This window comes from Telluria sp. ZT3P26, from assembly GCF_059686035.1.
Genome location: NZ_JCASII010000001.1, coordinates 1,013,147 through 1,039,815 on the forward strand (window position 1 = coordinate 1,013,147; position 26,669 = coordinate 1,039,815).

Annotated in this window: 22 protein-coding genes; 18 read left to right on the forward strand and 4 right to left on the reverse strand. The window is 63.9% G+C overall.

The annotated features are described in order from the left end of the window. Positions 1-11: 11 nt before the first annotated feature. From AC56LN_RS04420 to AC56LN_RS04475, 12 genes are all read left to right on the forward strand, one after another. Positions 12-3,524, forward strand: a complete 3,513-nt coding sequence (locus AC56LN_RS04420) for a response regulator (protein WP_499570137.1) — start codon at positions 12-14, stop codon at positions 3,522-3,524. A gap of 35 nt (positions 3,525-3,559) precedes the next feature. Continuing rightward, positions 3,560-4,351 carry a CheR family methyltransferase gene (locus AC56LN_RS04425; RefSeq protein WP_482900241.1) on the forward strand — a complete coding sequence of 264 codons (792 nt, stop codon included), beginning with the start codon at positions 3,560-3,562 and terminating at the stop codon, positions 4,349-4,351. Next, the gene (locus AC56LN_RS04430; protein ID WP_482899666.1) at positions 4,348-4,953 is read left to right on the forward strand and encodes a chemotaxis protein CheB; all 606 of its coding nucleotides are present in this window, start codon (positions 4,348-4,350) and stop codon (positions 4,951-4,953) included. The genes AC56LN_RS04425 and AC56LN_RS04430 overlap by 4 nt, the downstream gene beginning before the upstream one ends. Further along, positions 4,950-6,152, forward strand: coding sequence for a hybrid sensor histidine kinase/response regulator (locus tag AC56LN_RS04435; RefSeq protein ID WP_499570138.1), 1,203 nt, complete (start codon positions 4,950-4,952; stop codon positions 6,150-6,152). Before AC56LN_RS04430 ends, AC56LN_RS04435 begins: the two co-directional genes overlap by 4 nt. 146 nt (positions 6,153-6,298) lie before the next feature. Then, positions 6,299-6,862, forward strand: a complete 564-nt coding sequence (gene ahpC, locus AC56LN_RS04440) for an alkyl hydroperoxide reductase subunit C (protein WP_258835175.1) — start codon at positions 6,299-6,301, stop codon at positions 6,860-6,862. 100 nt (positions 6,863-6,962) lie between these two features. Then, a complete protein-coding gene (gene ahpF, locus AC56LN_RS04445; protein WP_482899664.1) occupies positions 6,963-8,537 on the forward strand; it encodes an alkyl hydroperoxide reductase subunit F in 1,575 nt (524 codons plus the stop codon). Positions 8,538-9,021: 484 nt separating this feature from the next. After that, on the forward strand, positions 9,022-10,704 hold the full coding sequence (locus tag AC56LN_RS04450; RefSeq protein ID WP_499570140.1) for a RecQ family ATP-dependent DNA helicase: 1,683 nt from the start codon (positions 9,022-9,024) through the stop codon (positions 10,702-10,704). Positions 10,705-10,712: 8 nt separating this feature from the next. Further along, a complete protein-coding gene (locus AC56LN_RS04455; RefSeq protein WP_499570141.1) occupies positions 10,713-11,771 on the forward strand; it encodes a ligase-associated DNA damage response exonuclease in 1,059 nt (352 codons plus the stop codon). Beyond that, entirely contained in the window at positions 11,764-13,398 is a 1,635-nt protein-coding gene (locus AC56LN_RS04460) for an ATP-dependent DNA ligase (RefSeq protein WP_499570142.1), read from the forward strand. Before AC56LN_RS04455 ends, AC56LN_RS04460 begins: the two co-directional genes overlap by 8 nt. Next, a complete protein-coding gene (locus AC56LN_RS04465; RefSeq protein ID WP_499570143.1) occupies positions 13,395-15,854 on the forward strand; it encodes a ligase-associated DNA damage response DEXH box helicase in 2,460 nt (819 codons plus the stop codon). The genes AC56LN_RS04460 and AC56LN_RS04465 overlap by 4 nt, the downstream gene beginning before the upstream one ends. Next, entirely contained in the window at positions 15,851-16,501 is a 651-nt protein-coding gene (gene pdeM / locus AC56LN_RS04470; protein ID WP_499570145.1) for a ligase-associated DNA damage response endonuclease PdeM, read from the forward strand. Before AC56LN_RS04465 ends, pdeM begins: the two co-directional genes overlap by 4 nt. Before the next feature lie 83 nt (positions 16,502-16,584). Then, complete coding sequence (locus AC56LN_RS04475; protein ID WP_499570146.1) at positions 16,585-17,337, forward strand: hypothetical protein; 753 nt, start codon at positions 16,585-16,587, stop codon at positions 17,335-17,337. 69 nt (positions 17,338-17,406) lie between these two features. Here the strand turns inward: AC56LN_RS04475 and AC56LN_RS04480 are convergent, their stop codons facing one another. From AC56LN_RS04480 to AC56LN_RS04495, 4 genes are all read right to left on the reverse strand, one after another. Continuing rightward, entirely contained in the window at positions 17,407-18,201 is a 795-nt protein-coding gene (locus tag AC56LN_RS04480; RefSeq protein ID WP_482900240.1) for a Crp/Fnr family transcriptional regulator, read from the reverse strand. 422 nt (positions 18,202-18,623) lie between these two features. Next, positions 18,624-19,268, reverse strand: coding sequence for a response regulator (locus AC56LN_RS04485; RefSeq protein WP_183555538.1), 645 nt, complete (start codon positions 19,266-19,268; stop codon positions 18,624-18,626). 142 nt (positions 19,269-19,410) lie between these two features. After that, positions 19,411-19,875 (reverse strand): universal stress protein, encoded by a 465-nt coding sequence (locus tag AC56LN_RS04490; protein ID WP_499570147.1) that lies wholly within the window; start codon positions 19,873-19,875, stop codon positions 19,411-19,413. Positions 19,876-19,886: 11 nt separating this feature from the next. After that, a complete protein-coding gene (locus AC56LN_RS04495; protein WP_499570148.1) occupies positions 19,887-20,105 on the reverse strand; it encodes a hypothetical protein in 219 nt (72 codons plus the stop codon). A gap of 155 nt (positions 20,106-20,260) precedes the next feature. On the opposite strand from AC56LN_RS04495, the gene AC56LN_RS04500 reads away from it, so the two are divergent. The 6 genes from AC56LN_RS04500 (at position 20,261) to leuB (ending at position 26,656) form a co-directional block, all read left to right on the forward strand. Beyond that, positions 20,261-21,130, forward strand: coding sequence for a protein phosphatase CheZ (locus AC56LN_RS04500; RefSeq protein WP_499570149.1), 870 nt, complete (start codon positions 20,261-20,263; stop codon positions 21,128-21,130). After that, positions 21,130-23,037 carry a chemotaxis protein CheA gene (locus AC56LN_RS04505; RefSeq protein WP_499570151.1) on the forward strand — a complete coding sequence of 636 codons (1,908 nt, stop codon included), beginning with the start codon at positions 21,130-21,132 and terminating at the stop codon, positions 23,035-23,037. The genes AC56LN_RS04500 and AC56LN_RS04505 overlap by 1 nt, the downstream gene beginning before the upstream one ends. Before the next feature lie 258 nt (positions 23,038-23,295). Then, positions 23,296-24,696 carry a 3-isopropylmalate dehydratase large subunit gene (leuC, locus tag AC56LN_RS04510; RefSeq protein WP_499570152.1) on the forward strand — a complete coding sequence of 467 codons (1,401 nt, stop codon included), beginning with the start codon at positions 23,296-23,298 and terminating at the stop codon, positions 24,694-24,696. A 54-nt stretch (positions 24,697-24,750) separates the two neighbouring features. Further along, positions 24,751-24,873: a hypothetical protein gene (locus tag AC56LN_RS04515; RefSeq protein ID WP_258835162.1), complete on the forward strand. Its 123-nt coding sequence runs from the start codon at positions 24,751-24,753 to the stop codon at positions 24,871-24,873. A 10-nt stretch (positions 24,874-24,883) separates the two neighbouring features. Further along, complete coding sequence (gene leuD / locus AC56LN_RS04520) at positions 24,884-25,531, forward strand: 3-isopropylmalate dehydratase small subunit (protein WP_499570153.1); 648 nt, start codon at positions 24,884-24,886, stop codon at positions 25,529-25,531. Between the two features lie 54 nt (positions 25,532-25,585). Further along, the gene (gene leuB, locus AC56LN_RS04525; protein WP_499570154.1) at positions 25,586-26,656 is read left to right on the forward strand and encodes a 3-isopropylmalate dehydrogenase; all 1,071 of its coding nucleotides are present in this window, start codon (positions 25,586-25,588) and stop codon (positions 26,654-26,656) included. Positions 26,657-26,669 lie beyond the last annotated feature (13 nt).

Below are 26,669 nucleotides of genomic sequence, written 5' to 3' on the forward strand. Positions count from 1 at the left end.
GAACAACAGGCATGCCCGGTCCAAACATCGACAACAGCGCGTTTCGCCGCATCCTTTCCCGCAATGTAGCGCTGCCATTAGGCATGAGCATCGTCAGTGCGGTCGTTTTCGTTGGGATCATTGCATACCTGATCAACAACCTGACCTGGGTCGAGCATTCCCAGAAGGTGATCGGCAATGCGCACGAGATCCGCAAGCTGTCGGCCGAAATGGAAGCCGGCATGCGCGGCTATCTGCTGGCGGGCGACGAAGAGTTCCTGACGCCGTACCTGCTGTCGGCGCAGCGGATGGGCAGCAGCCTCGACACGCTGGAAGATCTGGTCAAGGACAATGGCGCGCAGGCCGAGCGCATCAAGCGCATTTCGCAGGTCCAGAAACAGTGGGAAGCGTTCGCCGACGAGATGATCGCGCGGCGCCGGGCCAATGACCTGACGTATATCGATGCGGTCAGGAGCGGGCGCGGCCGGCTGCTCACCGACGAGATGCGCCGCAACTTCGACCTGGTGCTGGCGGCCGAAGCCCGGTTGCTGCAGGAACGCAGCGACAACGCGCGCAACACGACCTTCTGGTCGGTGGCGCTGTTCCTGCTGCTCTCGGCGCTGGTGGGCGGCGGCCTGGCCTTCTTTGGCCGGCGCCAGCTGATGACGCTGTCCAATACCTACAACGAAGTGCTGGGCCACGAAGCCGAGCACAACGAAAAACTGCGTCACCAGGAGTGGCTGCGTACCGGCCAGAACGAACTGACCGTGCGCAGCGCCGGTATCCATCACCTCGAGCCGCTGGCCGAGGCGGTTCTGCCGTACGTCGTCAAGTATCTCGACGGCGTCGTGGGCGCGATGTATGTGCGCAGCGAAGACGGCGTGCTGCGCCGCATCGGTGCCTATGGGTTCAACCACACCCCGTCCGAACGCGCCGAATTCATCCAGCCCGGCGCCTCGCTGGCCAGCCAGGCGGCGCAGGAAAACCGCCTGATGGTGCTGGATGAGCTGCCGCCTGGCTACATGAAGGTCGGCTCGAGCCTGGGCGAAACACCGCCGCGCGCGCTGATCATCGCGCCGTTCTACAACCACGGCAAGGTCAAGGGCGTGTTCGAGATCGCCTTCCTGCGCCCGGTCGAGCTGCGTGACCGCGAATTCCTCGGCTTCATCGCGCAGGCGGTGGGCGCAGCCATGGCGGCCGTGCTGTACCGCCAGCGCCTGCAGGATTCGCTCGAAGAAAGCCAGACCCTGAACGAAGAACTGCAAGTCCAGCAGGAAGAGCTGCGCACCGCCAACGAAGAGCTGGAAGAGCAGTCGCGCGCACTGGAAGAATCGCAGTCGGCGCTGGAAAACCAGCAGGCCGAACTGCGCACCACCAACGACCAGCTGGCCGAACAGGCCTTGAGCCTGGACATGAAGAATTCGGCGCTGCAGTCGGCGCAGGAGCAGTTGCAGCAGCGCGCCGTGGAACTGGAAAGCGCCAGCCGCTACAAGTCCGAGTTCCTGGCCAATATGTCGCACGAGCTGCGCACGCCACTGAACAGCTCGCTGATCCTGGCCAAGCTGTTGTCCGACAATACGCCGGGCAACCTGAGCGACGAGCAGGTGCGCTTCGCGCAAACCATCTATTCGGCCGGCAACGACCTGCTGCACCTGATCAACGACATTCTCGACATCTCGAAGGTCGAGGCAGGCAAGCTCGAACTGGTGCCAGAAGACGTGCCGGTGCGGCGCGTGGTCGAAGGCCTGGCGCGCACGTTCGAGCCGCTCGCGCGCCAGAAGTCGCTCGAGTTCCGCATCGACGTGGCGCCCGACGTGCCGGCAGCGATCAATACCGACCGCCAGCGCATGGAGCAGATCCTCAAGAACCTGCTGTCGAACGCCGTCAAGTTCACCGATTCCGGCGCCGTCACGCTGTCGGTGCTCACCACGACCGATGGCGCCGTCGCGTTCCGCGTGCAGGACAGCGGGATCGGCATCGCGCCCGACCAGCAGGACAAGATTTTTGACGCCTTCCACCAGGCCGATGGCACGACCAGCCGCCGCTTCGGCGGCACGGGCCTGGGCCTGTCGATTTCGCGCGACCTCACGCGCCTGCTGGGCGGCGGCATTTCCGTGTCGAGCGCGCCAAATGAAGGCAGCGTGTTTACGTTGACGCTGCCGCAGCGCCTGCCGGATTCCCCGCTGTCGTCGGCCTCGTCGATGTCGGCACCTGTCGTGACCAGCGCGCAGCCGTACCATGCGCCAGCCCCGGTGGTCCGCGCGTCCGCGCCGGCACCGGCGCCGGCACCGGCACCTGCGCCGGTCGTGACCGACCACTACGAAAGCTTCCCGGATGACCGCGACCGCCCGGCCGATGGCCGTCGCAGCGTGCTGGTGGTCGAGGACGAAATGGCGTTCGCGCGCATCCTGTACGACCTGGCGCGCGAGCTCGATTACCGCTGCCTGGTGGCGATGAGCGCCGAAGAAGGCCTGGCGCTGGCCATCAGCCAGCGCCCGGACGCCGTGCTGCTCGACGTGCGCCTGCCGGACCGCTCGGGCCTGACCGTGCTGCAGCAACTGAAGGACAACCCGGCCACGCGCCATATCCCGGTCCATATCATCTCGAGCATCGAGAATGGCGGCGAGGCGCTGCACCTGGGCGCGATCGGCTATGCGCTCAAGCCTGCGAGCCGCGAAGAACTCGAAGACGTGTTCCGCAAGCTGCAAGAGAAGTCGGCGCAGAAGATCAAGCGCGTGCTGCTGGTCGAGGATGACGAACGCCAGCGCGAGAGCGTGGTGGCGCTGATCGCCGACGACGACGTGCAGATCGCGGCGGTGGGCACGGCCAGCGATGCGCTCAATCTGCTGCGCACCGAGATTTTCGACTGCATGATCATCGACCTGAAACTGCCCGACATGCAGGGCGGCGAACTGCTCGAGCGCATGTCGCACGAAGAACTGTGCTCGTTCCCGCCCGTGATCGTGTACACGGGCCGCAACCTGACGCGCGACGAAGAGGCGCAGCTGCTGCGCTACTCGCGCTCGATCATCATCAAGGGCGCGCGCTCGCCCGAGCGCCTGCTCGACGAAGTCACGCTGTTCCTGCACAAGGTCGAATCCGAACTGTCGACCGAGCGCCAGAGCATGCTCAAGGCCGTGCGCGGCCGCGATCGCGTGTTCGAAGGCCGCACGATCCTGCTGGTGGACGACGATGTGCGCAATGTGTTCGCACTGACCGCGGCGCTCGAGCAGCGCGGCGCGAAGGTCGAAGTGGGCCGCAATGGCTTCGAAGCGATCGCGAAACTCGATGACGTGCCGGGCATCGACCTGGTGCTGATGGACATCATGATGCCGGGGATGGACGGCATGGAAGCGACGCGCCGCATCCGCGCCGACGGCCGCTTCGACCGCCTCCCGATCATCGCCATCACGGCCAAGGCGATGAAGGACGACCAGGAGCAATGCCTGGCCGCCGGCGCCAACGATTACCTGGCCAAGCCGATTGACCTGTCCCGCCTGTACTCCCTGTTGCGGGTCTGGATGCCGACCCTGGAGCGCATTTGAGCCATACGCCGAGCGACTTCGACATCGAGCTGCGGATGCTCGTCGAAGCCGTCTATCTGAAATATAACTATGACTTCCGCAACTACACCGGCGCGTCGCAAAAGCGCCGCGTGCTGGTGGCCATGCGTGAAATGGGGTGCAGCACGGTTTCCGAGCTCCAGTCGCGCGTGCTGCATGATCCGAACGGGTTTGCCCAGCTGCTGCAATACCTGACGATTCCCGTCACCGAAATGTTCCGCGACCCGGAGTACTTCAGGGCGGTGCGCGAGCAGGTTGCGCCGTTCCTCAAGACCTACCCGTCGCTCAAGATCTGGGTGGCCGGCTGCAGCACGGGCGAAGAAGTGTATTCGCTGGCGATCCTGCTGAAAGAAGAAGGCCTGCTCGACCGCAGCATCATCTATGCGACCGACATCAATCCGAAGTCGCTCGAGACGGCCCGGCGTGGCGTGTACCCGATCGACCGCATGCGCCTGTACACCGAGAATTACCAGAAGTCCGGCGGCAAGGCCGCGTTTTCGGACTATTACACGGCGGCCTACGGTGGCGCGCTGTTCGAACGCAGCCTGATCGACAACGTCACGTTTGCCGACCACAGCCTGTCCACTGACACCGTGTTCTCGGAAACGCATTTCGTCAGCTGCCGCAATGTGCTGATCTACTTTAACCGCACGCTGCAGGACCGCGTGTTTGGCCTGTTCCACGAATCGCTGTGCTACCGGGGCTTCCTGGGCTTGGGCAGCAAGGAAAGCATCGACTTTTCCAGCTATGCCGGCCGTTTCGAGCCGCTGGCGCGGCGGGAACGGGTGTATCGCAAGGCCGTGCCATGACCCTGAACGAACAGGTGTCGGCGGCGCTGGGCAAGCGGCGCATCGACATGGTCCTGATCGGCGGCTCGGCCGGCGGCGTCGATGCGCTGCTGAGCTTATTGCCGTCGCTGCAGCCGGGCTACACGCCGGCCGTGGTCTGCATCCTGCATGTGCCGGGCGACCGCGAAAGCCGGCTGGCCGAGCTGTTCGATGCGCGCGTGATGCTGCCGGTGCGCGAAGCGCGCGACAAGGCGCCGATCGAGCCGGGCATCGTCTACTTTGCCGGCTCGGGGTACCATCTGTCGATCGAGGAGGACCGCAGTTTTTCGCTCAGCTGCGAAGCGCCTGTCCAGTTTGCACGACCGTCGATTGATATTCTGATGGAATCGGCTGCCAGCGTGTATAGACAAGCAATGGCCGGTATACTATTGACCGGCGCCAATTTTGATGGCGCCGAAGGGATGTGCAGTATCCGCGAACACGGCGGCCTGACCATTGTCCAGGACCCTGAAGAAGCGCACGCCAGTACGATGCCGAGAGAAGCCATCCGGCGTTGCGCACCACACCTGGTGTTGCCGCTGGCTGCGATCCGCGCCGCGCTGCCCCTGTTGGAGACCCCATGAGCGCCCATGAATTAAGCAAAATCCTGATCGTCGATGACTTGCCCGAGAACCTGCAGGCGCTTGAGGCGCTGCTGCGCCACGACCAGCGCGTGATTCACCAGGCCAGTTCCGGTGACGCCGCACTGGCCTTGTTGCTCGAGCACGAATTCGCGCTGGCCATCCTCGACGTCCAGATGCCGGGCATGAACGGCTTCGAACTGGCCGAGGTGATGCGCTCGACGTCGCGCACGCGCCATATCCCGATCGTCTTTGTCTCGGCGGCCGGTCGAGAGCTCGACTACGCCTTCAAGGGCTATGAAAACGGCGCAGTCGACTTTCTCTACAAGCCGATCGACCCGGGCGCGGTGCGCAGCAAGGTCGCCGTGTTCGTCGCGCTCGACCAGCAGCGCCGCGAGACGCGGCGCCAGATGCTGGCGCTCGAGCGCAGCCGGCAAGAGCAGGAAACCTTGCTGCGCGAGCTGAACCAGACCCAGCAGGAGCTGCAGCGTTCGCTGAAGATGCGCGACGAATTCATGTCGCTTGTCGCGCACGAACTGCGCACGCCGCTCAATACGCTGTTCCTCGAGACCCAGATGCGCAGCCTGCAGATCAAGCGCGGCAATGCGGCTGCATTCGCGCCGCAGCAGATGGAAGCGATGGTCCAGCGCGACGAACGCCAGATCAAGTCGATGATCCGCCTGATCGACGACATGCTGGACGTCTCGCGCATGCGCAGCGGCAAGCTGTCGATCCGGCCGACGCAGGTGCAGTTGATGACGCTGCTGGAGCGTGTTGTCAGCGACCTGTCGCTGCAGGCGGCCACGACCGGCAGCTCGCTGACCTTGCTGCCGCATGAGCCGGTCAGCGGCTGCTGGGACGAGTTCCGCGTCGAGCAGGTGATCGTCAACCTGCTCACCAATGCGCTGCGCTATGGCGGCGGCCAGCCGGTGGAAGTCAGGGTCGAGCAGATGGGCGAGTGCGTGCGCATCGACGTGCGCGACAGCGGCAAGGGCATCGCGCCAGCCGACCTGGAACGCATCTTCGAGCCCTTCGAGCGCGGCGCCCGCAATGGCGAACCAAAGGGGCTGGGGCTGGGCCTGTACATTTCGCGCCAGCTGGCGATCTCGCACAGCGGCGAGCTGCGCGTGACGAGCAACCCCGGTGAAGGGTCAACCTTCAGCCTGATGTTGCCCTGCACGGCCGTGCCGGTGTGCGCCTGACGGCATAGCCGCGGGCAGCCCGGCATGCTGTCGCTCATACGATAGTCAAAATCAATCAACTGTATCCAATCAATCAATTTCCCAAAAGACGAGCTGAGCGGTACACTGCTTGTCATACGTTTCATCCACCACAAACAGGAGAATACATGTCCCTTATCAATACCCAGATCAAACCGTTCAAAGCCACCGCCTACGCGAATGGCAAATTCATCGACCTGACCGAAGAAAACTTCAAGGGCACCTGGTCGGTGGTGATGTTCTACCCGGCCGACTTCACCTTCGTCTGCCCAACCGAACTGGAAGATCTGGCCTCGTTCCAGCCTGAATTCGAAAAGCTGGGCGTGAACGTGTACGGCGTCTCGACCGACAGCCACTTCGCTCACAAGGCATGGCACGACACCTCGGACGCGATCAAGAAAGTGAACTACCCGCTGATCGGCGACCCGACCGGCACCCTGTCGCGCAACTTTGAAGTCATGATCGAAGAAGAAGGCATGGCACTGCGCGGTACCTTCGTCATCAATCCAGAAGGCCAGATCAAGGTCATGGAAGTGCATGACAACGGCATCGGCCGCGACGCATCGGAACTGATGCGCAAAGTCAAAGCTGCCCAGTACGTCGCTGCTCACCCAGGCGAAGTCTGCCCAGCCAAGTGGACCGAAGGCGCTGAGACCCTGACCCCATCGCTGGATCTGGTCGGCAAGATCTAAGTAAAACGGTAGTCTGGTAGCCCCCTGACCGGGCCGCTGCGGCGGCCCGGTGCTTTTATCGCCCTCCATTTATTGATTCAAAGAGTTTAAGGAAACCATCATGCTTGACGCGACCCTCAAGAAACAGTTGCAAGCCTATCTGGAAAAAGTGGTGCAGCCGATCGAGCTGGTTGCATCCTTGGATGATTCGCCGAAAGCGCGCGAAATGGATGAGCTGCTGCGTGAAATCGCAGAGCTGAGCAACAAGATCACCGTGCGCCAGGAAGCCAATGAGCGCACCCCGTCGTTCGCGATCAATCGCGTCGGCACCGATGTCGGCGTGCGCTTTGCCGGTATCCCGCTGGGCCATGAATTTACCTCCCTCGTGCTGGCACTGCTGCACGTGGGTGGCCACACCATCAAGCTGGAGCAGGCGGTCATCGACCAGATCGCTGCCCTGGATGGTGACTATGTCTTTGAAACCTACATCTCGCTGTCGTGCCACAACTGCCCGGAAGTCGTGCAGGCACTGAACACGATGTCGGTGATTAACCCGCGCATCAAGGTCGTGACGATCGATGGCGGTGTCTTCAAGCAGGAAGTCGAAAGCAAGCAGATTCTTGCCGTACCGATGATGTTCCTGAATGGCCAGCATTTCGGCCAGGGCCGCACCAGCGTCGAAGAGATCCTGTCGAAGATCGACGTCAGCGGTGGCGCGAAAAAAGCGGCGGCACTGAGCGAAAAAGAAGCGTTTGACGTGCTGATCGTCGGCGGCGGCCCTGCCGGCGCGGCTGCAGCAATCTACGCCGCCCGCAAAGGCATCCGTACCGGCGTGCTGGCTGACCGCTTCGGTGGCCAGGTGCTCGATACGCTGGCAATTGAAAACTACGTGTCGCTCAAGGCAACCGATGGCCCGAAATTCGCCGTCGCGCTGGAAGAGCACGTCAAGGATTACGACGTCGACATCATGAACACGCAGCGCGCCAGCAAGGTGGTGGGCGGCAGCCTGATCGAAGTGCATACCGAGAGCGGTGCGGTGCTGAAATCGAAGTCGGTGATCATTGCGACGGGCGCCCGCTGGCGCGAAATCAATGTGCCGGGCGAAAAAGAGTACAAGAACCACGGCGTGGCGTACTGCCCGCACTGCGATGGTCCGCTGTTCAAGGGCAAGCGCGTGTCGGTGATCGGCGGCGGTAACTCGGGCGTGGAAGCGGCGATCGACCTGGCTGGCCTCGTCAAGGAAGTCACGCTGATCGAATTCGGTAATGAGCTGCGCGCCGATGCGGTCCTGCAGCGCAAGCTGATGTCGCTGCCGAACGTGAAAGTGATCAAGTCGGCGCAAACCACCGAAATCCATGGCGACGGCAAGATCGTGAACGGCCTGAGCTACAAGGATCGCAATACCGGCGCCATCCACCGGATCGATCTGGAAGGCGTGTTCGTGCAGATCGGCCTGATTCCGAACTCGGAATTCCTGAAGGGTTCGATCGATCTGTCGGCGCACGGCGAAATCGAAATCGATGCCCGTGGCCACACCTCGATGCCGGGCGTGTTTGCCGCCGGCGACGTGACGACGGTGCCGTTCAAGCAGATCGTGATTGCCGTGGGAGAGGGTGCAAAAGCATCGCTGGCAGCCTTCGATTACCTGATCCGCCAGCCGGTGGAAGTGGAAGAAGAAGAGCAGAAAGCTGCGTAATGAAAAGCGGGCCGAAAGGCCCGCTTCAGAACAAGTTGGAGCGAGCCGGAAGGCTTGCTCGCAATGAAAATGAACGCCGTCTTCCCAGTGGAAGATGGCGTTGTTTGTTTAGTGAAGCGAAAACAGTACAGTCGAGGCGAGGGCGCCGGATTCCAGCAAGAACCAGGTGGCAGCGCTGGCGAGGGCCAGATGGACGGCAGTCCATGTCATTGGGTGGCGGCGCATGATGAATCTCCTGGGTGGTGGCAATACTGTGAATGTGGATCACATCTTATGTCGCCATGTCGACCCTGGGCATCGGTAAATACTCCGTCGTTCTGTAGGACTAAACCTTCTTGCGAATTTGTGTCGCACAATTGAGATCTAATCGACAATATTTTTGGAAGGCGGCGCTCCTACGCCCGAAGTAGGTGGCGTCCTATAGTCGAGGCGGGGCGCTCAACCTACAGTCGATATCACCATGACACGACACGACCCCACCCTCATGCACCGCGGCCTCATGGCCGTGCGTCGCAACTCCATCCAGCGCCTTCTCGAAGGCGTCTTCGGCATTGCCAAACTGCGCGACGGGCAGCAACGCGTGATCGACAGCGTCCTTGATGGCAAGGACACGCTGGCAATCATGCCTACGGGTGGCGGTAAATCGCTGTGCTACCAGATCCCGGCCAAGATGCTCAAGGGGATCACGGTCGTCGTCTCGCCGTTGATCTCGCTGATGAAGGACCAGCTCGAAAAGCTCGAGGAACTGGGCATCCGCGCCGTGCAGGTCAACAGCTGCCTGAACGCTGAAGAAGAGCATGCGGCAATTGCGGCCATCGAACAGGAAACCTGCGAGATCGTGTTCTGCACGCCCGAACGCATGGTCTCGCCCGAATTCATCGCCACGCTGCAGAAAGTCATGCTCGACATCGTCGTCATCGACGAGGCGCATTGCATTTCGCAGTGGGGCCATGACTTCCGTCCGGCCTACATCGGCCTGGGCGGGGCCATCGAAGCGATCGGCCGCCCGCCGGTGCTGGCGCTCACGGCCACCGCGACTGATGAAGTGGTCGCCGACATCAACAAGCAGCTGGGCCGCAAGCTCAATGTCATCAATACCGGCGTGTACCGCCCAAACCTGCACTATGCGGTCCAGCAGGTCACGAGCGTGGCCGACAAGTACCAGGCCGCACTGCGCCTGGTGCAGGCCTCCGAAGGCGTCGGCATCGTCTACGCCGCCACCGTCAAGGCAGCAGAAGACATGCTGGCCGTGCTCGAGGAAGCGGGCGAATCGGTCACCATCTACCACGGCAAACTGCCGGCCGCGGAGCGCAAGCAGAATCAGGATCTGTTCATGGACGGCGAGCGCCGCGTGATGGTCGCAACCAATGCGTTCGGCATGGGGATCGACAAGTGCGACACGCGCTTCGTGATCCACCTGCAGATTCCGCCGAACCTCGAATCGTATTACCAGGAGTCCGGCCGCGCCGGACGCGACGGTCTCGACGCCACCTGCACGCTGCTGTACCTGCGCGACGACAAGCGCCTCCAGCAGTTCTTCCTGATGAAGCATTACCCGTGCGCGCAGGAGCTGCAACTGGTGCACTGCACCGTGCGCGGACTGGGCGACACGGGCCCCGTGACCCCGGCGCGGCTGGAAGAGGCGCTGGAAGACCTGGCCGAATCGAGCATCAAGGTCTGCATAAAGCTGCTCAAGGATGCAAAGCTGATTCGCCAGAACCGCAAGCTCGAATACATCGCAGCCAGCGCCGAGCCAAAGCCCGGCATCTTCGACAAGCTGGCCGCCGTCTATGTCCAGAAGCAGGAACACGGCAAGCACGCGCTTGAGCAGATGGTCAGCTATGCGGTCAGCGGGTATTGCCGCTGGAAGCTGATCCTCGACTATTTCGACGACAAGGTGGCAGGCTTCGAACACTGCTGCAAGTGCGACAACTGCCGCAATCCGCCCGAGCTGTCGCTGACGGAAGGCATCGAGATCCGTGACGACGAGTTCGACCACGAGCCGGTGGCCGAAGCGCCAGCGCCCAAGTTCGTCGTCGGCGCGCGCGCCTGTTCGGCCAAGTATGGCGAAGGTATCGTGACTGCCGTTGCCGGTGACCAGATCACGCTCGATTTTGCCGATGGAGAAAGCCGGACCTTCATGGTCGACTTCCTCACCCCGGCATAAGGATGGCCATGGGAGACATGGTCGTCGTCCGCAAGGAGGGCCTGTACTGCGTACCGGGTGATTTCTACATCGATCCATGGCGCCCCGTGCCGCGCGCCGTGATCACGCACGCGCATGGCGACCATGCCCGTGTCGGTCACGGCCACTACCTGGCCGCCGCGCCTGGCATCGGTGTGCTCAAATCGCGCCTGGGTGACATCACGGTCGATGCGATGGAATACGGCCAGTCAGTCACGCACAACGGCGTCAAGATTTCGCTGCACCCGGCTGGCCACGTGCTGGGTTCGGCACAGGTGCGCATGGAAATCGGTGGCGAAGTCTGGGTTGCGTCGGGCGACTACAAGGTCGAGCCGGATAAAACCTGCGCGCCGTTCGAGCCGGTGCGCTGCGACACGTTCATCACCGAATCGACGTTCGGGCTGCCGATCTATCGCTGGCAACCCGAGGCCGAGCTGATGGCCGAGATCAATGCCTGGTGGCGCAAGAATGCCGACGAGGGCCGCTGCAGCGTCGTGTTCGCGTACTCGTTCGGCAAGGCGCAGCGCATCCTGGCGGGCCTGGACGCGAGCATCGGCACGATCGTCTGCCACGGGTCGGTCGAACCGCTCAACCGCGCCTACCGCGCCGAAGGTGTCGACATTCCACCGACCGTGCTGGTGACCGAGGTTGACAAGGCACTGCTGCGACGCGCGATGGTGATTGCGCCGCCATCGGCCAGTGGTTCCACCTGGATGAAGCGCTTCGGCGACTACAGCGATGCCTTCGCCAGCGGCTGGATGCTGTTGCGCGGCGCGCGCCGCCGGCGCGGCGTGGATCGCGGCTTCGTGCTGTCGGACCATGCCGACTGGCCTGGCTTGATGAGCGCCATCAAGGCGACGGAGGCCGAGCGCGTGATTGTCACGCACGGCTCGATTCCCACGCTCGTGCGCTGGCTGAACCAGAACGGTCTTGAGGCGTCCGGCTTCGAGACCGAGTACGGCGACGAAGAAGCAGGCGAGGCCGCATCCGATGGCGCGCCGAAGGAACCGGTCGCGCCCGAGAAGGCAGCAGGAGCGGCCGATGCGTGAATTCGCCCGCCTGTACGCCGACCTCGACGAAACCACGTCGACCACCCGCAAGCTCGATGCGCTGCAGGCCTACTTTGCCAACGCCGCACCCGAGAATGCCGCCTGGGCCGTGTACTTCCTGGCCGGCGGCAAGCCGCGCCAGGCGGTACCGACCAAACTGCTGCGCCAGTTTGCCATCGAGTACGCCGTGCTGGACGAGTGGCTGTTCGACGAGTCCTACGCAGCCGTGGGCGACTTTGCCGAGACCATCGCGCACATCCTGCCACCACCGACCGAACGCTCCGACGTCGGCCTGGCCGTGTGGATGGAAGAGCGCATCGGCCCGTTGCGCGGCGCCGATCCGGGGCGCATCCGCGAGGCGCTGTTCGGCTACTGGAATGAACTCGACTGGCGCGAGCGCTTCCTGCTCGTCAAGCTGATCGGCGGCGGTTTCCGTGTGGGCGTCTCGCGCCTGCTCGTCACGCGCGCGCTTGCTGCGATTGCGGCGGTGGACAGCAAACTCATTGCCCAGCGCCTGATGGGCTGGACCGACGGGCGCGTGAAGCCGACGGCGGCCGGCTTCCTGCAACTGATCGCGGAGCAGTCGGCCGAAGAACACAAGCTGCGCGGTGGCCAGCCGTACCCATTCTTCCTGTCGCATCAGCTGGCGGCTGAACCGGCCACGCTGGGTGAGCCGTCCGACTGGATCGTCGAATGGAAGTACGACGGCATCCGCGCGCAACTCGTGCGGCGCGACGGTCAGAGTTTCCTGTGGTCGCGCGGCGAAGATCTGATTACCGAACGGTTCCCTGAACTGGCCGCGGCGCGCCTGCCGGACGGCATGGTGCTTGATGGCGAAGTGCTGATCTGGCAGCCCGATGCGGCCATGCCGTCGCCGTTTGCCGACTTGCAAAAGCGCATCGGCCGCAAGACCTTGTCCGCCAAGCTGCTGGCCGAACTGCCAGCGGTGCTGTGCTGCTATGACCTGCTCGAACTCGATGGTGTGGATCTGCGCGGCTTGCCGCAGCACGAGCGGCGCGCGCTGCTGGAAGTCGAAGTGGCCAAACTCGATCAGCGCCAGCTGCGGCTGTCGCCGGTGGTCGAGGCCGAGAGCTGGGAAGCGCTGGCCGAACTGCGCGCCGGTTCGCGCGCGCGCAGTGTCGAAGGCATGATGCTCAAGGCGCGCACGGCGCAGTATGGCGTCGGACGCACGAAGGATGTGGGCACCTGGTGGAAGTGGAAAATCGATCCGTACGCCATTGACGCGGTGCTGCTGTATGCGCAGCCGGGCAGCGGGCGGCGCGCGTCGCTGTACACCGACTATACGTTCGCCGTGTGGGACGGAGAGGGCGACGAGCGCAAGCTGGTGCCGTTCGCGAAAGCGTATTCGGGCCTGACCGATGCCGAGATCGGGCAGGTCGACAATGTCATCCGGCGCACGACGATCGAGAAGTTTGGTCCGGTGCGGTCGGTGAAACCGACGATGGTGTTCGAGATCGGCTTCGAGGGCATCGCGCTCTCGCCGCGGCACAAGGCCGGCATTGCGGTGCGGTTCCCCCGCATCCTGCGCCGGCGCACCGACAAACCGGTCGAGGAAGCCGACACGCTCGATACGCTGAAGGGGTTGCTGGAGGCGGCTACGGCATGAGTCGCAACGAGGTCAAGGACCGGGTCGACGCGTGGTTTGCCGGGCGTGGCTGGACGGTGTTCCCGTTCCAGCGCAATGTCTGGAGGGCGGCGCTGAAAGGCGAATCCGGCCTGCTGCACGCGAACACTGGCGCCGGCAAGACGTTCGCCGTCTGGTTCGCGGCGTTGCAGCGCGCGGGGCTGGCGTCGGGCCGCAACAAGGCGGGCTTGCGCGTCCTGTGGATCACGCCGATGCGAGCACTGGCGGCCGATACGCAGCGCGCCCTGGAAGACTCCGCGGCCGAGCTGATGCCCGAGTGGCGCATCGGCGCGCGTACCGGCGACACGAAGGCCAGCGAGCGGGCACGCCAGACGCGCAGCATGCCGGCCACGCTGGTGACGACGCCCGAAAGCCTGACGCTCATGATCAGCAATGCGGCGGCGCTCGAGCAGTTCCGCAATCTCGACATGATCATCGTCGACGAGTGGCACGAACTGATGGGCAGCAAGCGCGGCGTGCAGGTGCAGCTGGCGCTGGCGCGACTGCGGCGCTGGCGGCCCGAGCTCCTGGTCTGGGGCGTCTCGGCGACGATGGGCAATCTCGACCTGGCGCGCCAGGTACTGCTTGGCGCGGATGCGGGCGTGCTGGTCGAAGGTGACACGCGCAAGAAGATCGTTGTCGATTCCCTGATTCCCGAGAACGTGTCGCGCTTCCCATGGGGCGGCCACCTGGGTCTGCAGATGCTGCAGCCCGTGGTCGACGAGATCGAAAAACACGAGGCGACGCTCGTGTTTACCAATACGCGCTCGCAGTCCGAGATCTGGTACCAGAACATCCTCGAGGCGCGGCCCGACTGGGCTGGCGTCATCGCGCTGCACCACGGCTCGCTCGACCGCGAGGTGCGCGAATGGGTCGAACTTGGCCTGAAAAGCGGCATCCTCAAGGCCGTGATCTGCACCGCGAGCCTGGACCTGGGCGTGGATTTTCTGCCGGTCGAGCGCGTGCTGCAGATCGGTAGCGCCAAGGGCGTGGCGCGCCTCTTGCAACGCGCGGGCCGCAGCGGCCATGCGCCGGGGCGCGTCTCGCGCGTGACGCTGGTGCCGACCAACAGCCTTGAATTGCTCGAGGCTGCGGGCGCGCGCAAGGCGGTGGCGGCGCGCCGCATCGAAGGGCGCTATGTGCCCAACAAGCCGTTCGACGTGCTGGTCCAGCACATCGTGACGGTGGCCCTGGGCGGTGGCTTTCGCTCCGAAGAACTGTACGATGAAGTGCGCCAGGCCTGGTCGTACCGGCACCTGACGCCGGAAGAATGGCAGTGGGCGCTCGACTTTGTCGCGCGCGGTGGCCAGAGCCTGACCGTGTATCCGGAATACCGGCGTGTGCTGCCGGACGAGGAGGGCATGTATCGCGTGCCGGATGCCGCGATCGGCCGCCGCCATCGCATGGGCATCGGCACCATCATGTCGGATGCGACGATCCAGGTGAAGTACATGTCGGGCGGGCGCATCGGCAGCGTCGAAGAATCGTTTATTTCGCGCCTGAAACCGGGCGACCGTTTCCTGTTCGGCGGGCGCATCCTCGAATTCGTGCGCGTGCACGAGCTGACGGCGTTCGTGCGGCGCGCAACCGGCACGCGCGGCGCCATCGCGCGCTGGCAGGGCGCCAAGATGCCGATGTCGAACGAGCTGGCGCACGCCGCGCTGGAAGAATTGCGGCTGGCCGACGCCGGCGTGTTCGACGGCCCCGAGATGCGCGCGCTGGCGCCGCTGATCGAGATCCAGCAGCGCTGGTCGGCATTGCCCACCAGCGAAACGCTGGTGCTCGAATCGATGAAGAGCCGCGAAGGGTATCACCTGTTCGTCTACCCGTTCGCGGGCCGCTCGGTGCACATGGGACTGGCGTCGTTGATGGCGTTTCGGGTCGGGCGTTTGCAGCCAATCACGTTCTCGATTGCGATCAACGACTATGGCTTCGAGCTGATGTCGCCCGAGCCGGTGGACTGGGCGGGGATGTTCGACGCGCCTGCTGGCGCAGGGGTGGCGCTGTTCGATACCGAGCGGTTGCTGGAAGACGTGGTCGACAGCCTGAATGCGACGCAGTTGTCGCAGCAGCGCTTTCGCGAAGTCGCGCGCATTGCGGGGCTCGTGTTCCAGGGGTATCCGGGCCAGCCGAAATCGAACCGGCAGCTGCAGGCGTCGTCGTCGCTGTTCTTCGAGGTGTTTCGCAAGCACGACGCCGGCAACCTGCTGCTGACGCAGGCCGAGCGCGAAGTGATGGAGCAGGAGCTGGAACTGACGCGCCTGCGCGACACGCTGCTCGAGCTGCACGCGCGCCGCGTGGCCTACCGCGAGGTCAAGCGCGCCACGCCGTTCGGGTTCGCGCTGATGGTCGAGCGCTTCCGCGAAAAGGTCAGCACCGAGAAACTGAGCGACCGCGTCGCGCGCATGGTGCGCGAACTCGAGAAAGCGGCGGCATGACCCATGCAACCATCCAGGTGGCGGGCGAGACGCTGCTGCTCTTGCCCGAGAAAGCCGTGTACTGGCCCGCCCGGCGCATGCTGATCGTCGCCGACATCCACTTCGGCAAGGCAGCGGCGTTTCGTTCGCTGGGTGTGCCCGTGCCGCGCGGAACCACATCGGAAAACCTGGCAGGCCTGGACGCATTGGTCGCGCAGCACGACGCGCGCCACGTCGCATTCCTTGGCGACTTTCTGCATGCACGCGCGGCCCATGCCAGTTCGACCCAGCTGGCGATGCTGGCCTGGCGCGGGCGCCACCCGGACCTGGCCCTGACGCTCGTGCGCGGCAATCACGACCTGCACGCGGGTGATCCGGCCGAGGCGCTGGGCATCGAACTGGTCGACGAGCCGCATGCGATCGGGCCGTTTGCGTTCTGTCACCACCCGGGCGTCGATGCGGCGGGTTACGGCCTGGCCGGGCACGTGCATCCGGTGTACGTGCTGGCCACGCGCTTCGATGCGCTGCGCCTGCCATGCTTTGTCGTGGGCACGCAGGGCCTGCTGCTGCCGTCGTTCGGCGCGTTCACGGGCGGCCACGCGGTCAAGCCGGGGCCGGGCGACCGGATTTACGTGACGTCGGGCGACATGGTGCACGGCGTTGCCTAGCAGCTTCGTACGTCAGCGTACCGACCCGGGGCGAGCGCAGGCGTAAGGTCGGTCATTGATCCGCTGATGCCAGGAGAATGCCAATGAAACTACGCCTCATGATGTGCACCATCGCCGCCGCCATGGCGCCGGCCACGGTGCTGTTGACTGCCAGCGGCACTGCCGCAGCGCAGCCTGCGCCGCAAAGCCGCACCGCCACGCCTGCGATCAACGGTTTCAATGTCGAAGAAGTCGCGCGCCTCGACCAGGGGGTGCGCCTGCAGTTCAATCTGTACGGCACGCCGGGCGGGAATGCCACGCTGAACCTCGATGGCGCGAACCGGTCGCTGCACCTGACCGAAGTCGAACCTGGCCAGTACACCGGTTATTACGTGATCGGTACGCGTGACCGCCTGAAGGCCGACAGTCGCGTGACCGCCGAGCTGCGCATGGGCAACGAGGTGGCCACGAGCGTGCTGCGCGAGTCGCTCGTGCGCAGCGACGTGGCGCAGCCCGCGGACGACACGCGCCAGCTGGCGACGAAGGATGCCCGCATCGCCGCTGCCGCGCCGGGCGCCGCGCCACCACCGGCACCGCGCGCGACGGAGCGTCCGCGCGTGGCGCGTTACTGCACCAGCTGCGGCATTATCGAGAAAGTGGAAACCGTGCAGGGCGCCTTGCCCAATCCACGGCCATTGGCCAGCGACGCCACTGCGCGCCAGTACTACCGCGTGACGGTGCGCCTGAACACGACCGATACCACGCAGGTACTGGAGTTCGCCAACAATCCGGGCTACCGGACGGGTGACCGGGTGCGCGTCAACGATGGCGTGCTGACGCTCGACAAGCAAGAGTAATCACAAACGCACGCTCCAATGACAACGCCCGCCATCACTGGCGGGCGTTGTTCTTTCTGTGCACGTGATTCAGGCCGTGGCCAGCACCTGATCGTCGCCCGGCTGATCGAGCTCGGCCTTTTGCTTGGCACTGGCCTTGATGCGTGCGCGCGACGGCGGCAGGCGGCGCAGCGTCTTGAGCGATTCGGCGTCCTTGATGCCGATGGTGCGCTGGTCGACCGTGATCATGCCGATCTCGTTGAAGGCCGACAGCGTGCGGCTGACGGTTTCCAGCGTGAGGCCGAGGTAGCTGCCGATCTCGTGGCGGGTCATGCGCAGGTTGAACAGCTTGCTCGAGTAGCCCATCGCGGCAAAACGGTCGGCCAGCGACACGAGAAAGCGTGCCACGCGCGCCTCGGCCGACAGGGCGCCGAGCATGCCGATCATCGTCTGTTCACGCACCAGCTCGCGGCTCATGACGCCGTACATCATGTTCTCGAGCTCGTTGTGGACGCGGCCCAGCGCCGTCAGTTTCTTGAACGGCAGCAGGATCAGGTCGCAGTCGGACAAGGCCACCGCCTCGGACGCATAGTGGCGCGTGTGGATGCCGTCGACGCCCAGCATGTCGCCCTTCATTGGAAAGCTCAGCACCTGCTCATTGCCGAACTCGTCGATCAGCACGGTCTTGAGAAAGCCCGAATTGACGATGTACAGCGTGTCGAAGGCTTGCCCGATCGTGTGGACGCGCTGGCCGGTTTTGAACTGGACATGCTGGAACAACAGTTCTTCGGAGCTTACCGAGACGCTGGCCTGGATGCGCAGCAGGTCGCAGACTTCCTTGAGATTGGACCAGAGTCGTCCCTGGCGCTGGCGACCGGCCTCCATCGGGGAATGCAGGGTCGGCTGGGTGGCGTTGCGTGGTTCTGACGGTGGCTGAGACTGCATGCTCTTCTCCGGTAAGAAACTCAGGGTTTGAGGCGACCCCGGCGGCAGAGCCGATGGTGACGCACATCTGCCATGCCATTGATTGCTAGCGGCTGACGCCGTGACTTGGATCGCGAGCAAGTCGAAACGGTGAATTCAGTATGCCAACACGAGCCCGGCACGACTATCAGCGTTGCCTGAATATGTAGGTAGGACAGATGGTAGGTTTGTAGGAATATTCCTACCAGGCAGAGGTGTTGCCCGAATGGCGGAGGGGTGAAACAGGAAGTTCAGAACCTTGTTCCTGGACAAACTCGTCCGGGGATGCAGTTGTTGCGCAACATCGGATCAGCAGCAGGACAGTGGCCACGCATATGCCTTGCTCATGCTTTCATCGGCGAGAGCAGGCGGTGCGCGACAGCGTACTGGACCATCTCCGAGAGCGAACTCATCCCCATTTTCTGCATGATGCGGGTTTTGTGGGTGCTGACGGTCTTGACCGAGAGATGCAGGCCATTGGCGATCTCTGTAATCGATTTCCCACCGACCAGATGGGAAAATACTTCAAATTCGCGGTCAGATAGCTGCTTGTGCAGCAATTGCTCACTGGGGGCCATGATGTTGAGGGCCAGTTGCTCTGCCACTTCGGTACTGATATAGGGGCGCCCGGAGGCGACCTTGCGGATGGCGCCCACCAGCTGCGTGCCTGCGCTTTCCTTCGTCAGGTAGCCCTGCGCGCCGGCCCGGATCGCGCGCACGGCGTACTGCTCTTCTTCGTGCATCGTCAGAATCAGGATGGCCAGCTTGGGCGCCTCGCTGCGCACCTGGCGGATCAGGTCGACACCGCTGCGCCCGGGCATGGACAAGTCGAGCAGCAACAGATCGAAGCCGCCCTGGCGCACCAGCGCCAGCACCTCGAACCCGTTGGTTGCTTCGCCGACAATGTCAACTTCCTCGGCGCCTTCCAGGATACGTTTGAGACCTTCGCGCATGATCGTGTGATCATCGGCGATGACAATTCTGACCATTTCGATTCCTCACACATTAAGAGTTTTCCTACCCCGAAAACCGTTAATCAATCAGACACGATTGATCGGGGTAAGTCCTGCTATCAACACTGCGGGTTGCCCTGGTGTTCTTTTGTGCGAAGTGCCGACCGCCGTTTCTGGTTCAGGCCGCAGGCTCGGCGATCAGGCGGTGCACCAGGACCGGCTTGGCCGTATGCGACAACACCTTGTTCGTGACACTGCCCAGCAACAGCTGGTTCCAGCCGCTGCGGCCGTGCGAGCCCATGAAAATCAGGTCACAGCCTTGCTGCTCGGCGACCTCGACGATCTTGAGCGCTGCGGAGTCGGAAAAAGCAGTCAGGCACTGGTGCGCAAGATTCGCGCTGGCGCAGGAACGCGTGATCTTGCCCATGTATTCTTCGCCCATCCGGCGCATCTGGGCCGCGTATTCTTCTTCACTGGGGTACGAGGGCGGGATGATTTCGACGTACACCGGGTACTGGTATTCGGGCGCAACGAACAGGGCCAGCACTTCTGCGCCCAGTTGCTGGGCAAACTTGACGCCGGCGCAGGCGGTGTGCTGCGAGACGGCCGACCCGTCAGTGGTGATCAGAATTTTTCGGTACATGATGATTCTCCTCAGGGCATCTCCATTCTGCCGACTGCATGCCGAATGGCCAGTGTTGAAAACGCAAAGTGTTGAGCTTGCTCAAACGTCAGGTAACCGTCCGGATGCGACACTTTCTCACGGAAAACAACAGCACGATCACAAAATACAACACACAGCATATAAAAACGATCAGGAATTGCACGTTTTAATTGTCGCGGAACTAAGTTTTCATGCCCATTTTGTTGCATTGCCTTCTCTTAGATTTACCTACGGCAACCACGCTGATACACTCGCAGGCAACACTAGTCCCATCGATGGGCCCGGAAACGACCGGCCCGGTGGACGCAACACCCCCAGTATTGCAGAGCTGATTGCGAATTTATATTATGGAGAAGCAGGGATTATGACCAACGCCGCTGACGATTTCGACGCACTATTCGAGGAAGTGGCGGCGCAGCGCACCAGCGCTTCGCCAAGTCCTGCTACTTCCCCTGCTGCAGCGTCTGCCCCCGCAGCCGCTGCCAGCAACGATGAGGACGATCTCGACTCGCTGTTCGACCAGGTGTCGGCAACCGCCGTGTCCGCCGCACCCGCAGCCGCACCCGCGGCGCCCGCTGCAGCGGCAACCACCGCCACGGCCCCGGCCGCCGGTGAAGAGGGCAACGAAAACGGCGGCATGTTCGAGCGCCTCGGCGGCATCGTGCGCCTGCTGCACGACTCGCTGCGCGAACTGGGCTATGACAAGGCGCTCAATGAAGCCTCGTCGCAGATCGTCGATGCACAGGACCGTCTCGAGTACGTCGCCACGCTGACCGAACAGGCTGCCAACAAGGTCCTGAACACGCTCGACGAAGGCATGCCGGCCCAGGATGTGCTGTCGAAGCAGTCGAAGGACATGGAACTGCGCTGGGGCGACCTGTTCGATGGCAAGCTGAGCCTGGACGAGTTCAAGGCACTGGCCGGCGATTCGCGCCAGTTCGCTACCAGCGTCACGGCGGCCACCGAAGCCGAAAAAGCCCGCCTGCTCGAAATCATGATGGCCCAGGACTTCCAGGACATCACCGGTCAGCTGATCAAGAAAGTGGTCAAGATCACGCAGGCCGTCGAGGGCGAGCTGGCCCAGCTGCTGCGCGACAATGCACCGCCTGACCTCAAGGAAAAGCTGGCGCAGAAGCAGGCAACACCGGAACCACTGATGCAAGGCCCGTCAGTGCCGCAAGCGGCGCTGAACCAGGACAACGTTGACGATCTTCTTGCCGATCTGGGATTCTAATGGACGATATGCTGAAGGATTTCGTCGTCGAGGCGATGGATCTGGCGGTCAACGTCGAAGAGCACCTGCTGCGCCTCGAACGCGATCCCGACAACAAGGAAACCCTGAACGCGGTGTTCCGGTCGTTCCACACGATCAAGGGCGGCGCCGGCTTCATGGGCCTGCCTGCGCTCGTCGCAGCCTGCCACCTGACCGAAAACCTGTTCGATGCGCTGCGCACCGGCGCCGCGCCGGTCACGCCAATCGCGATCGAAGCAGCGTTGCAGGCATCGGGCTTCGTGGCCGACCAGCTGGGTGACCTGAACAACGGCACGCCGCCGGAAGGCCTGGCGCAGATGCCGGCCGACCTCGAGCGCATTCTGATGGACGCGATCGAAGGCAAGGGCAACAGCGCGCCAGCGCCAGTCGCCGCGCCGGTGGTGCCAGCGCCCGTCGCAGCCGCGCCCGTCGCGGTTGCGGCCGCCGTCGCACCGGTCGTCGGCGACGATGGCCTGGACTGGGTTGGCATGTACAACACCGTCGTCCCGGCCGCCAACGCCATCGCCGGCGAAGCCGTCGCTGCTGCTGCCGTGACCACCGCAGCGCCAGCAGTGGCGCAAGCCGCACCCGCAGCCGCCACCCCGTCCACGGCAGTCGCCACCACGGCGGCCCCCGTCGCCGGCGGTAAAGGCTGGGACGGCACCGAACGCCGCAACGATGCCAAGCCGGTCGCCAACGCGCCGGCCAAGGATGAAAGCATCCGCATCGATGCGGTCAAGCTCGACGCGCTGCTCGAAGTGGCCGGCGAGTCGGTCCAGGCCGCGAATCAGGCCGCGGTGCTGCTCGAACGTCTGCAGCAGTTCAAGTTCGAAGGCCAGGCGGCGACGCTGATCGCCACGCTGGCCGAAACGCTGGAACGCGCATCGCGCTATTCGGCCGAACTGCAGCGCGCCACGCTGGCCACCCGCATGCAGCCGGTGGGCCGCCTGTTCCAGAAATTCCCGCGCCTCGTGCGCGAACTGGCGAAAGACCTGGGCAAGGACGTCGAACTGACCATCGAAGGCGCCGAGACCGAAGTCGACCGCGTCGTGGTGGACAGCCTGTACGATCCGCTGGTGCACATGTTGCGCAATGCGCTGGACCACGGTGTCGAGTCGCCCGCCGACCGCGTCGCCAATGGCAAGCCGGCCAAGGCCTTCATCCTGCTGAAAGCCTGGCAGGAAGCCAACAGCGTCATGATCGTGCTGCAGGATGACGGCAAGGGCATGGACCCGACCCGCCTGCGCAAGATCGCGATGGACAAGGGCCTGATTGGCGAGAACGGCGCGCAGAGCGACGAAGACGCTTACCAGCTGGTGTTCCTGCCGGGCTTCTCGACCAAGGAAGTCGCTTCCTCGGTCTCGGGCCGCGGCGTGGGCATGGACGTGGTCAAGACGGCGGTGGAGAAGAACCGCGGCGCCATCCGCATCGAATCGCAGATGGGCAAGGGCACGCGCTTTGCAATCCGTCTGCCGATCGAACTGTCGATCGTGCCGACGATGCTGGTGTCGACCTCGGGCGCGCAACTGGCGCTGCCGATGGCCGTCGTCGAGCGCGTCGTCGAACTGCCGGACGAATTCGCCTGTGTCGGCGGCGCCCCGGTGCTGAAAGACCAGGGCCGTCCACTGCCGGTGCGCTCGCTGGCGCTGGCGCTGGGCTACGAGGCCGGTTCCGAGAAAGTCGGTATCGTCATCAATGCACCACAACCGTACATCCTGGCGATGGAAGCGGTCGATGGCACGGCCGACCTGGTGATCAAACCGATGACCGCATTGTCGGTCGAAGGCATCACCGGCACGGCGCGTTCGGCCGAGGGCGAGCTGGTGCTGGTCGTGGGCCTGTCGTTCCTGATGGACGGCTGCCGCAGCAGCGTGCGCCTGGCAGCATAAAGCAACGCCAATGCCGCGCGCCGGCAAAAGCGCAGGGAAAAGCCCGGGTCAGTGATCCGGGCTTTTTTTATTTGTGCATGGCAAACCCCTTGCAAACTTAATTTGCCACATGTTAAGGTCCTTGGCATAAACATGCGCCGCCCCGGCATGGTGCACCACAGCACAACTATGGCATAATCGAAAACCCGGCTGCCGGGCACCCTGTCCCGGCGACCGCGCGCACCCTGTGCGCCCCCACACCGCATCAATGGACTGACCATGCAAAAAACGCTCTACGACAAACTCTGGGATTCCCATGTCGTGCGTGCCGACGCCGATGGCACCACCGTCCTGTATATCGACCGGCACCTGGTACACGAAGTGACCAGCCCGCAAGCCTTTGATGGCCTGCGCGACGCTGGCCGCGGACTATGGCGGACATCGAGCACGCTGGCCGTGGCCGACCACAACGTCCCGACCACCGACCGCGCCCAGGGCATCGCCGATCCGACCTCGCGCCTGCAGGTTGAAACGCTCGATGCCAATGCCAAGGCCTTCGGTCTCACGTACTTCAACATGAATGACCTGCGCCAGGGCATCGTGCACGTGATCGGGCCGGAGCAGGGCGCCACGCTGCCTGGCATGACGGTCGTCTGCGGCGACTCGCATACGTCCACCCACGGCGCCTTCGGCTGCCTGGCGCATGGCATCGGCACCTCGGAAGTCGAGCACGTGCTGGCCACGCAAACGCTGCTGGCCAAGAAATCCAGGGCGATGCTCGTCAAGGTCGAGGGCGACCTGCGCCCGGGCGTGACCGCCAAGGACATCGTGCTGGCCGTGATCGGCCGCATCGGCACGGCCGGCGGCACCGGTTATGCCATCGAATTTGGCGGCTCGGCGATCCGCGCGCTGTCGATGGAAGGCCGCATGACGGTCTGTAATATGGCGATCGAAGCAGGCGCGCGCGCCGGCATGGTGGCAGTGGACGACACCACGATCGCCTACGTCAAGGACCGGCCGCTGTCGCCGACGGCCGACCAGTGGGAACAAGCGGTGGCCTACTGGCGCACGCTGCACAGCGACGACGGCGCCGTGTTCGACACGGTCGTCGAACTCGATGCGCAGGACATCCAGCCGCAGGTCACCTGGGGCACCTCGCCCGAGATGGTGATTGCGATCGACGGCCGCGTGCCGGATCCGCTGGACGAAAACGACCCGGTGCGCCGCGGCGCCATCGAAAAAGCGCTGGTCTACATGGACCTGGCTGCCGGCACGCCGATCGACGAAGTGGCGATCGACAAGGTGTTCATCGGCTCGTGCACCAACTCGCGCATCGAAGACCTGCGCGCCGCCGCCGATGTCGTGCGTGGCCGCCAGCGCGCGCCCAACGTCAAGCTGGCGATGGTCGTGCCGGGGTCGGGCCTGGTCAAGGAACAGGCCGAGCGCGAAGGCCTCGACCAGATCTTCCTGGCCGCCGGCTTCGAATGGCGCGAGCCGGGTTGCTCGATGTGCCTGGCAATGAACGCCGACCGCCTGGAACCGGGCGAACGCTGCGCGTCGACGTCGAACCGCAACTTCGAAGGCCGCCAGGGTCAGGGTGGCCGCACGCACCTGGTCTCGCCGGCCATGGCCGCCGCTGCAGGGATTGCGGGGCACTTTGTCGACGTACGCGCACTCTGATGCGTTAAGGCGTATCGCGACCAATTCCACGATCATTTTCTCGCTCAGGACATCATGAAAAAAGCTCTCGCACTCTCCCTCGTCGCCATCCTGCTGGCCGGCTGCAACACCGTTTCGGGCATCGGCCGCGATGTCTCGAAAGTCGGCCAGGTCGTGACCGGCGCCGGCGGCAAATAAGGCCGACCAGATGGATAAGTTCACCGTACACGAAGGCCTGGTGGCGCCGCTCGACCGCGCCAACGTCGACACCGACGCCATCATCCCGAAGCAGTTCCTCAAATCGATCCGGCGCACCGGCTTCGGCCCGAACCTGTTCGACGAATGGCGTTACCTGGACCACGGCGAACCAGGCCAGGACAACAGCGCGCGGCCGCTCAATCCCGATTTCGTTCTGAACCAGCCGCAGTTTGCCGGCGCCTCGATCCTGCTGACGCGCAAGAACTTCGGCTGCGGCTCGTCGCGCGAGCACGCGCCGTGGGCGCTGCAGCAATTCGGTTTTCGCGCTGTCGTCGCGCCGAGCTTTGCCGACATCTTCTTCAATAACTGCTTCAAGATCGGCCTGTTGCCGATCGCTTTGAGCGAAGACGAAGTCGAAGCATTGTTCCAGGCAGTCGGGCGCCAGCCGGGCTTCCAGCTGACGATCGACCTCGAACAGCAGCGCATCGGCACGCATGACGGCAGCCTGTCGTTCGGCTTTGCCATCGACGACTTCCGCAAGTACTGCCTGCTCAATGGCCTGGACGATATCGGCCTGACGCTGCGCCATGCGGACGATATCCGCGCCTTCGAACAACGCCATCTCGCGGCCCAGCCGTGGCTGGCCAACGCGATCTGATCGCGGCGCCAGGACAAGCAACCAAGACAAGAAACCAAGACGAGAAAGACGAGCATGAAGATTGCGATCCTGCCAGGTGACGGCATCGGCCCGGAGATCACCGCCCAGGCGGTGAAGGTTCTGAACGCGCTCGGTGAGCAGTTCGAGATGGACACCGCCGAAGTGGGCGGTGCCGGCTACGCCGCGCACGGCCACCCGCTGCCCGACAGCACGCTCAAGCTGGCCAAGGATGCCGATGCGGTGCTGTTCGGCGCCGTGGGTGACTACAAATACGATGGGCTCGAACGCGCGCTGCGCCCCGAGCAGGCGATTCTTGGCCTGCGCCGCGAACTGGGCCTGTTCGCCAACCTGCGCCCGGCCATCCTGTACCCGGAGCTGGCCGGCGCGTCGACCCTCAAGCCCGAGGTGGTGTCGGGCCTGGATATCCTGATCATCCGCGAACTGACGGGTGACATCTATTTCGGCAAGCCGCGCGGCGTGCGCGAATGCCCGGACGGCCCGTTCAAGGGCCAGCGCGAAGGCTTCGACACGATGCGCTACGCCGAAGGCGAGATTCGCCGCATCGCGCACGTGGCGTTCCAGGCCGCGCTGAAACGCGACAAGCGCGTGACCAGCGTCGACAAGGCCAACGTGCTCGAGACGGGCCAGTTCTGGCGCGATATCGTCACCGACGTCCACAAGGAATACGCCGGCGTCGAACTCGATCACATGTACGTCGACAACGCCGCCATGCAACTGGTGCGCGCGCCGAAAAAATTCGACGTGCTCGTGACCGGCAACATGTTTGGCGATATCCTGTCGGACGCCGCCGCGATGCTGACCGGTTCGATCGGCATGCTGCCATCGGCCTCGCTCGACGCGAAGAACAAGGGCCTGTACGAGCCGTCGCACGGTTCGGCGCCGGACATCGCGGGGCAGGGCGTGGCCAATCCGCTGGCGACGATCCTGTCGGCCGCGATGATGCTGCGCTTTACCTTTGGCCTGACGGAGCAAGCCGACCGCATCGACAACGCCGTCAAGCGCGTGCTGGCGCAAGGTCTGCGTACACCAGATATTCACGAAGCAGGGGCCACCCGCGTGGGCACCGAAGAAATGGGCAACGCGGTCGTCGCGGCGCTCGGATAACACTGTAATCACA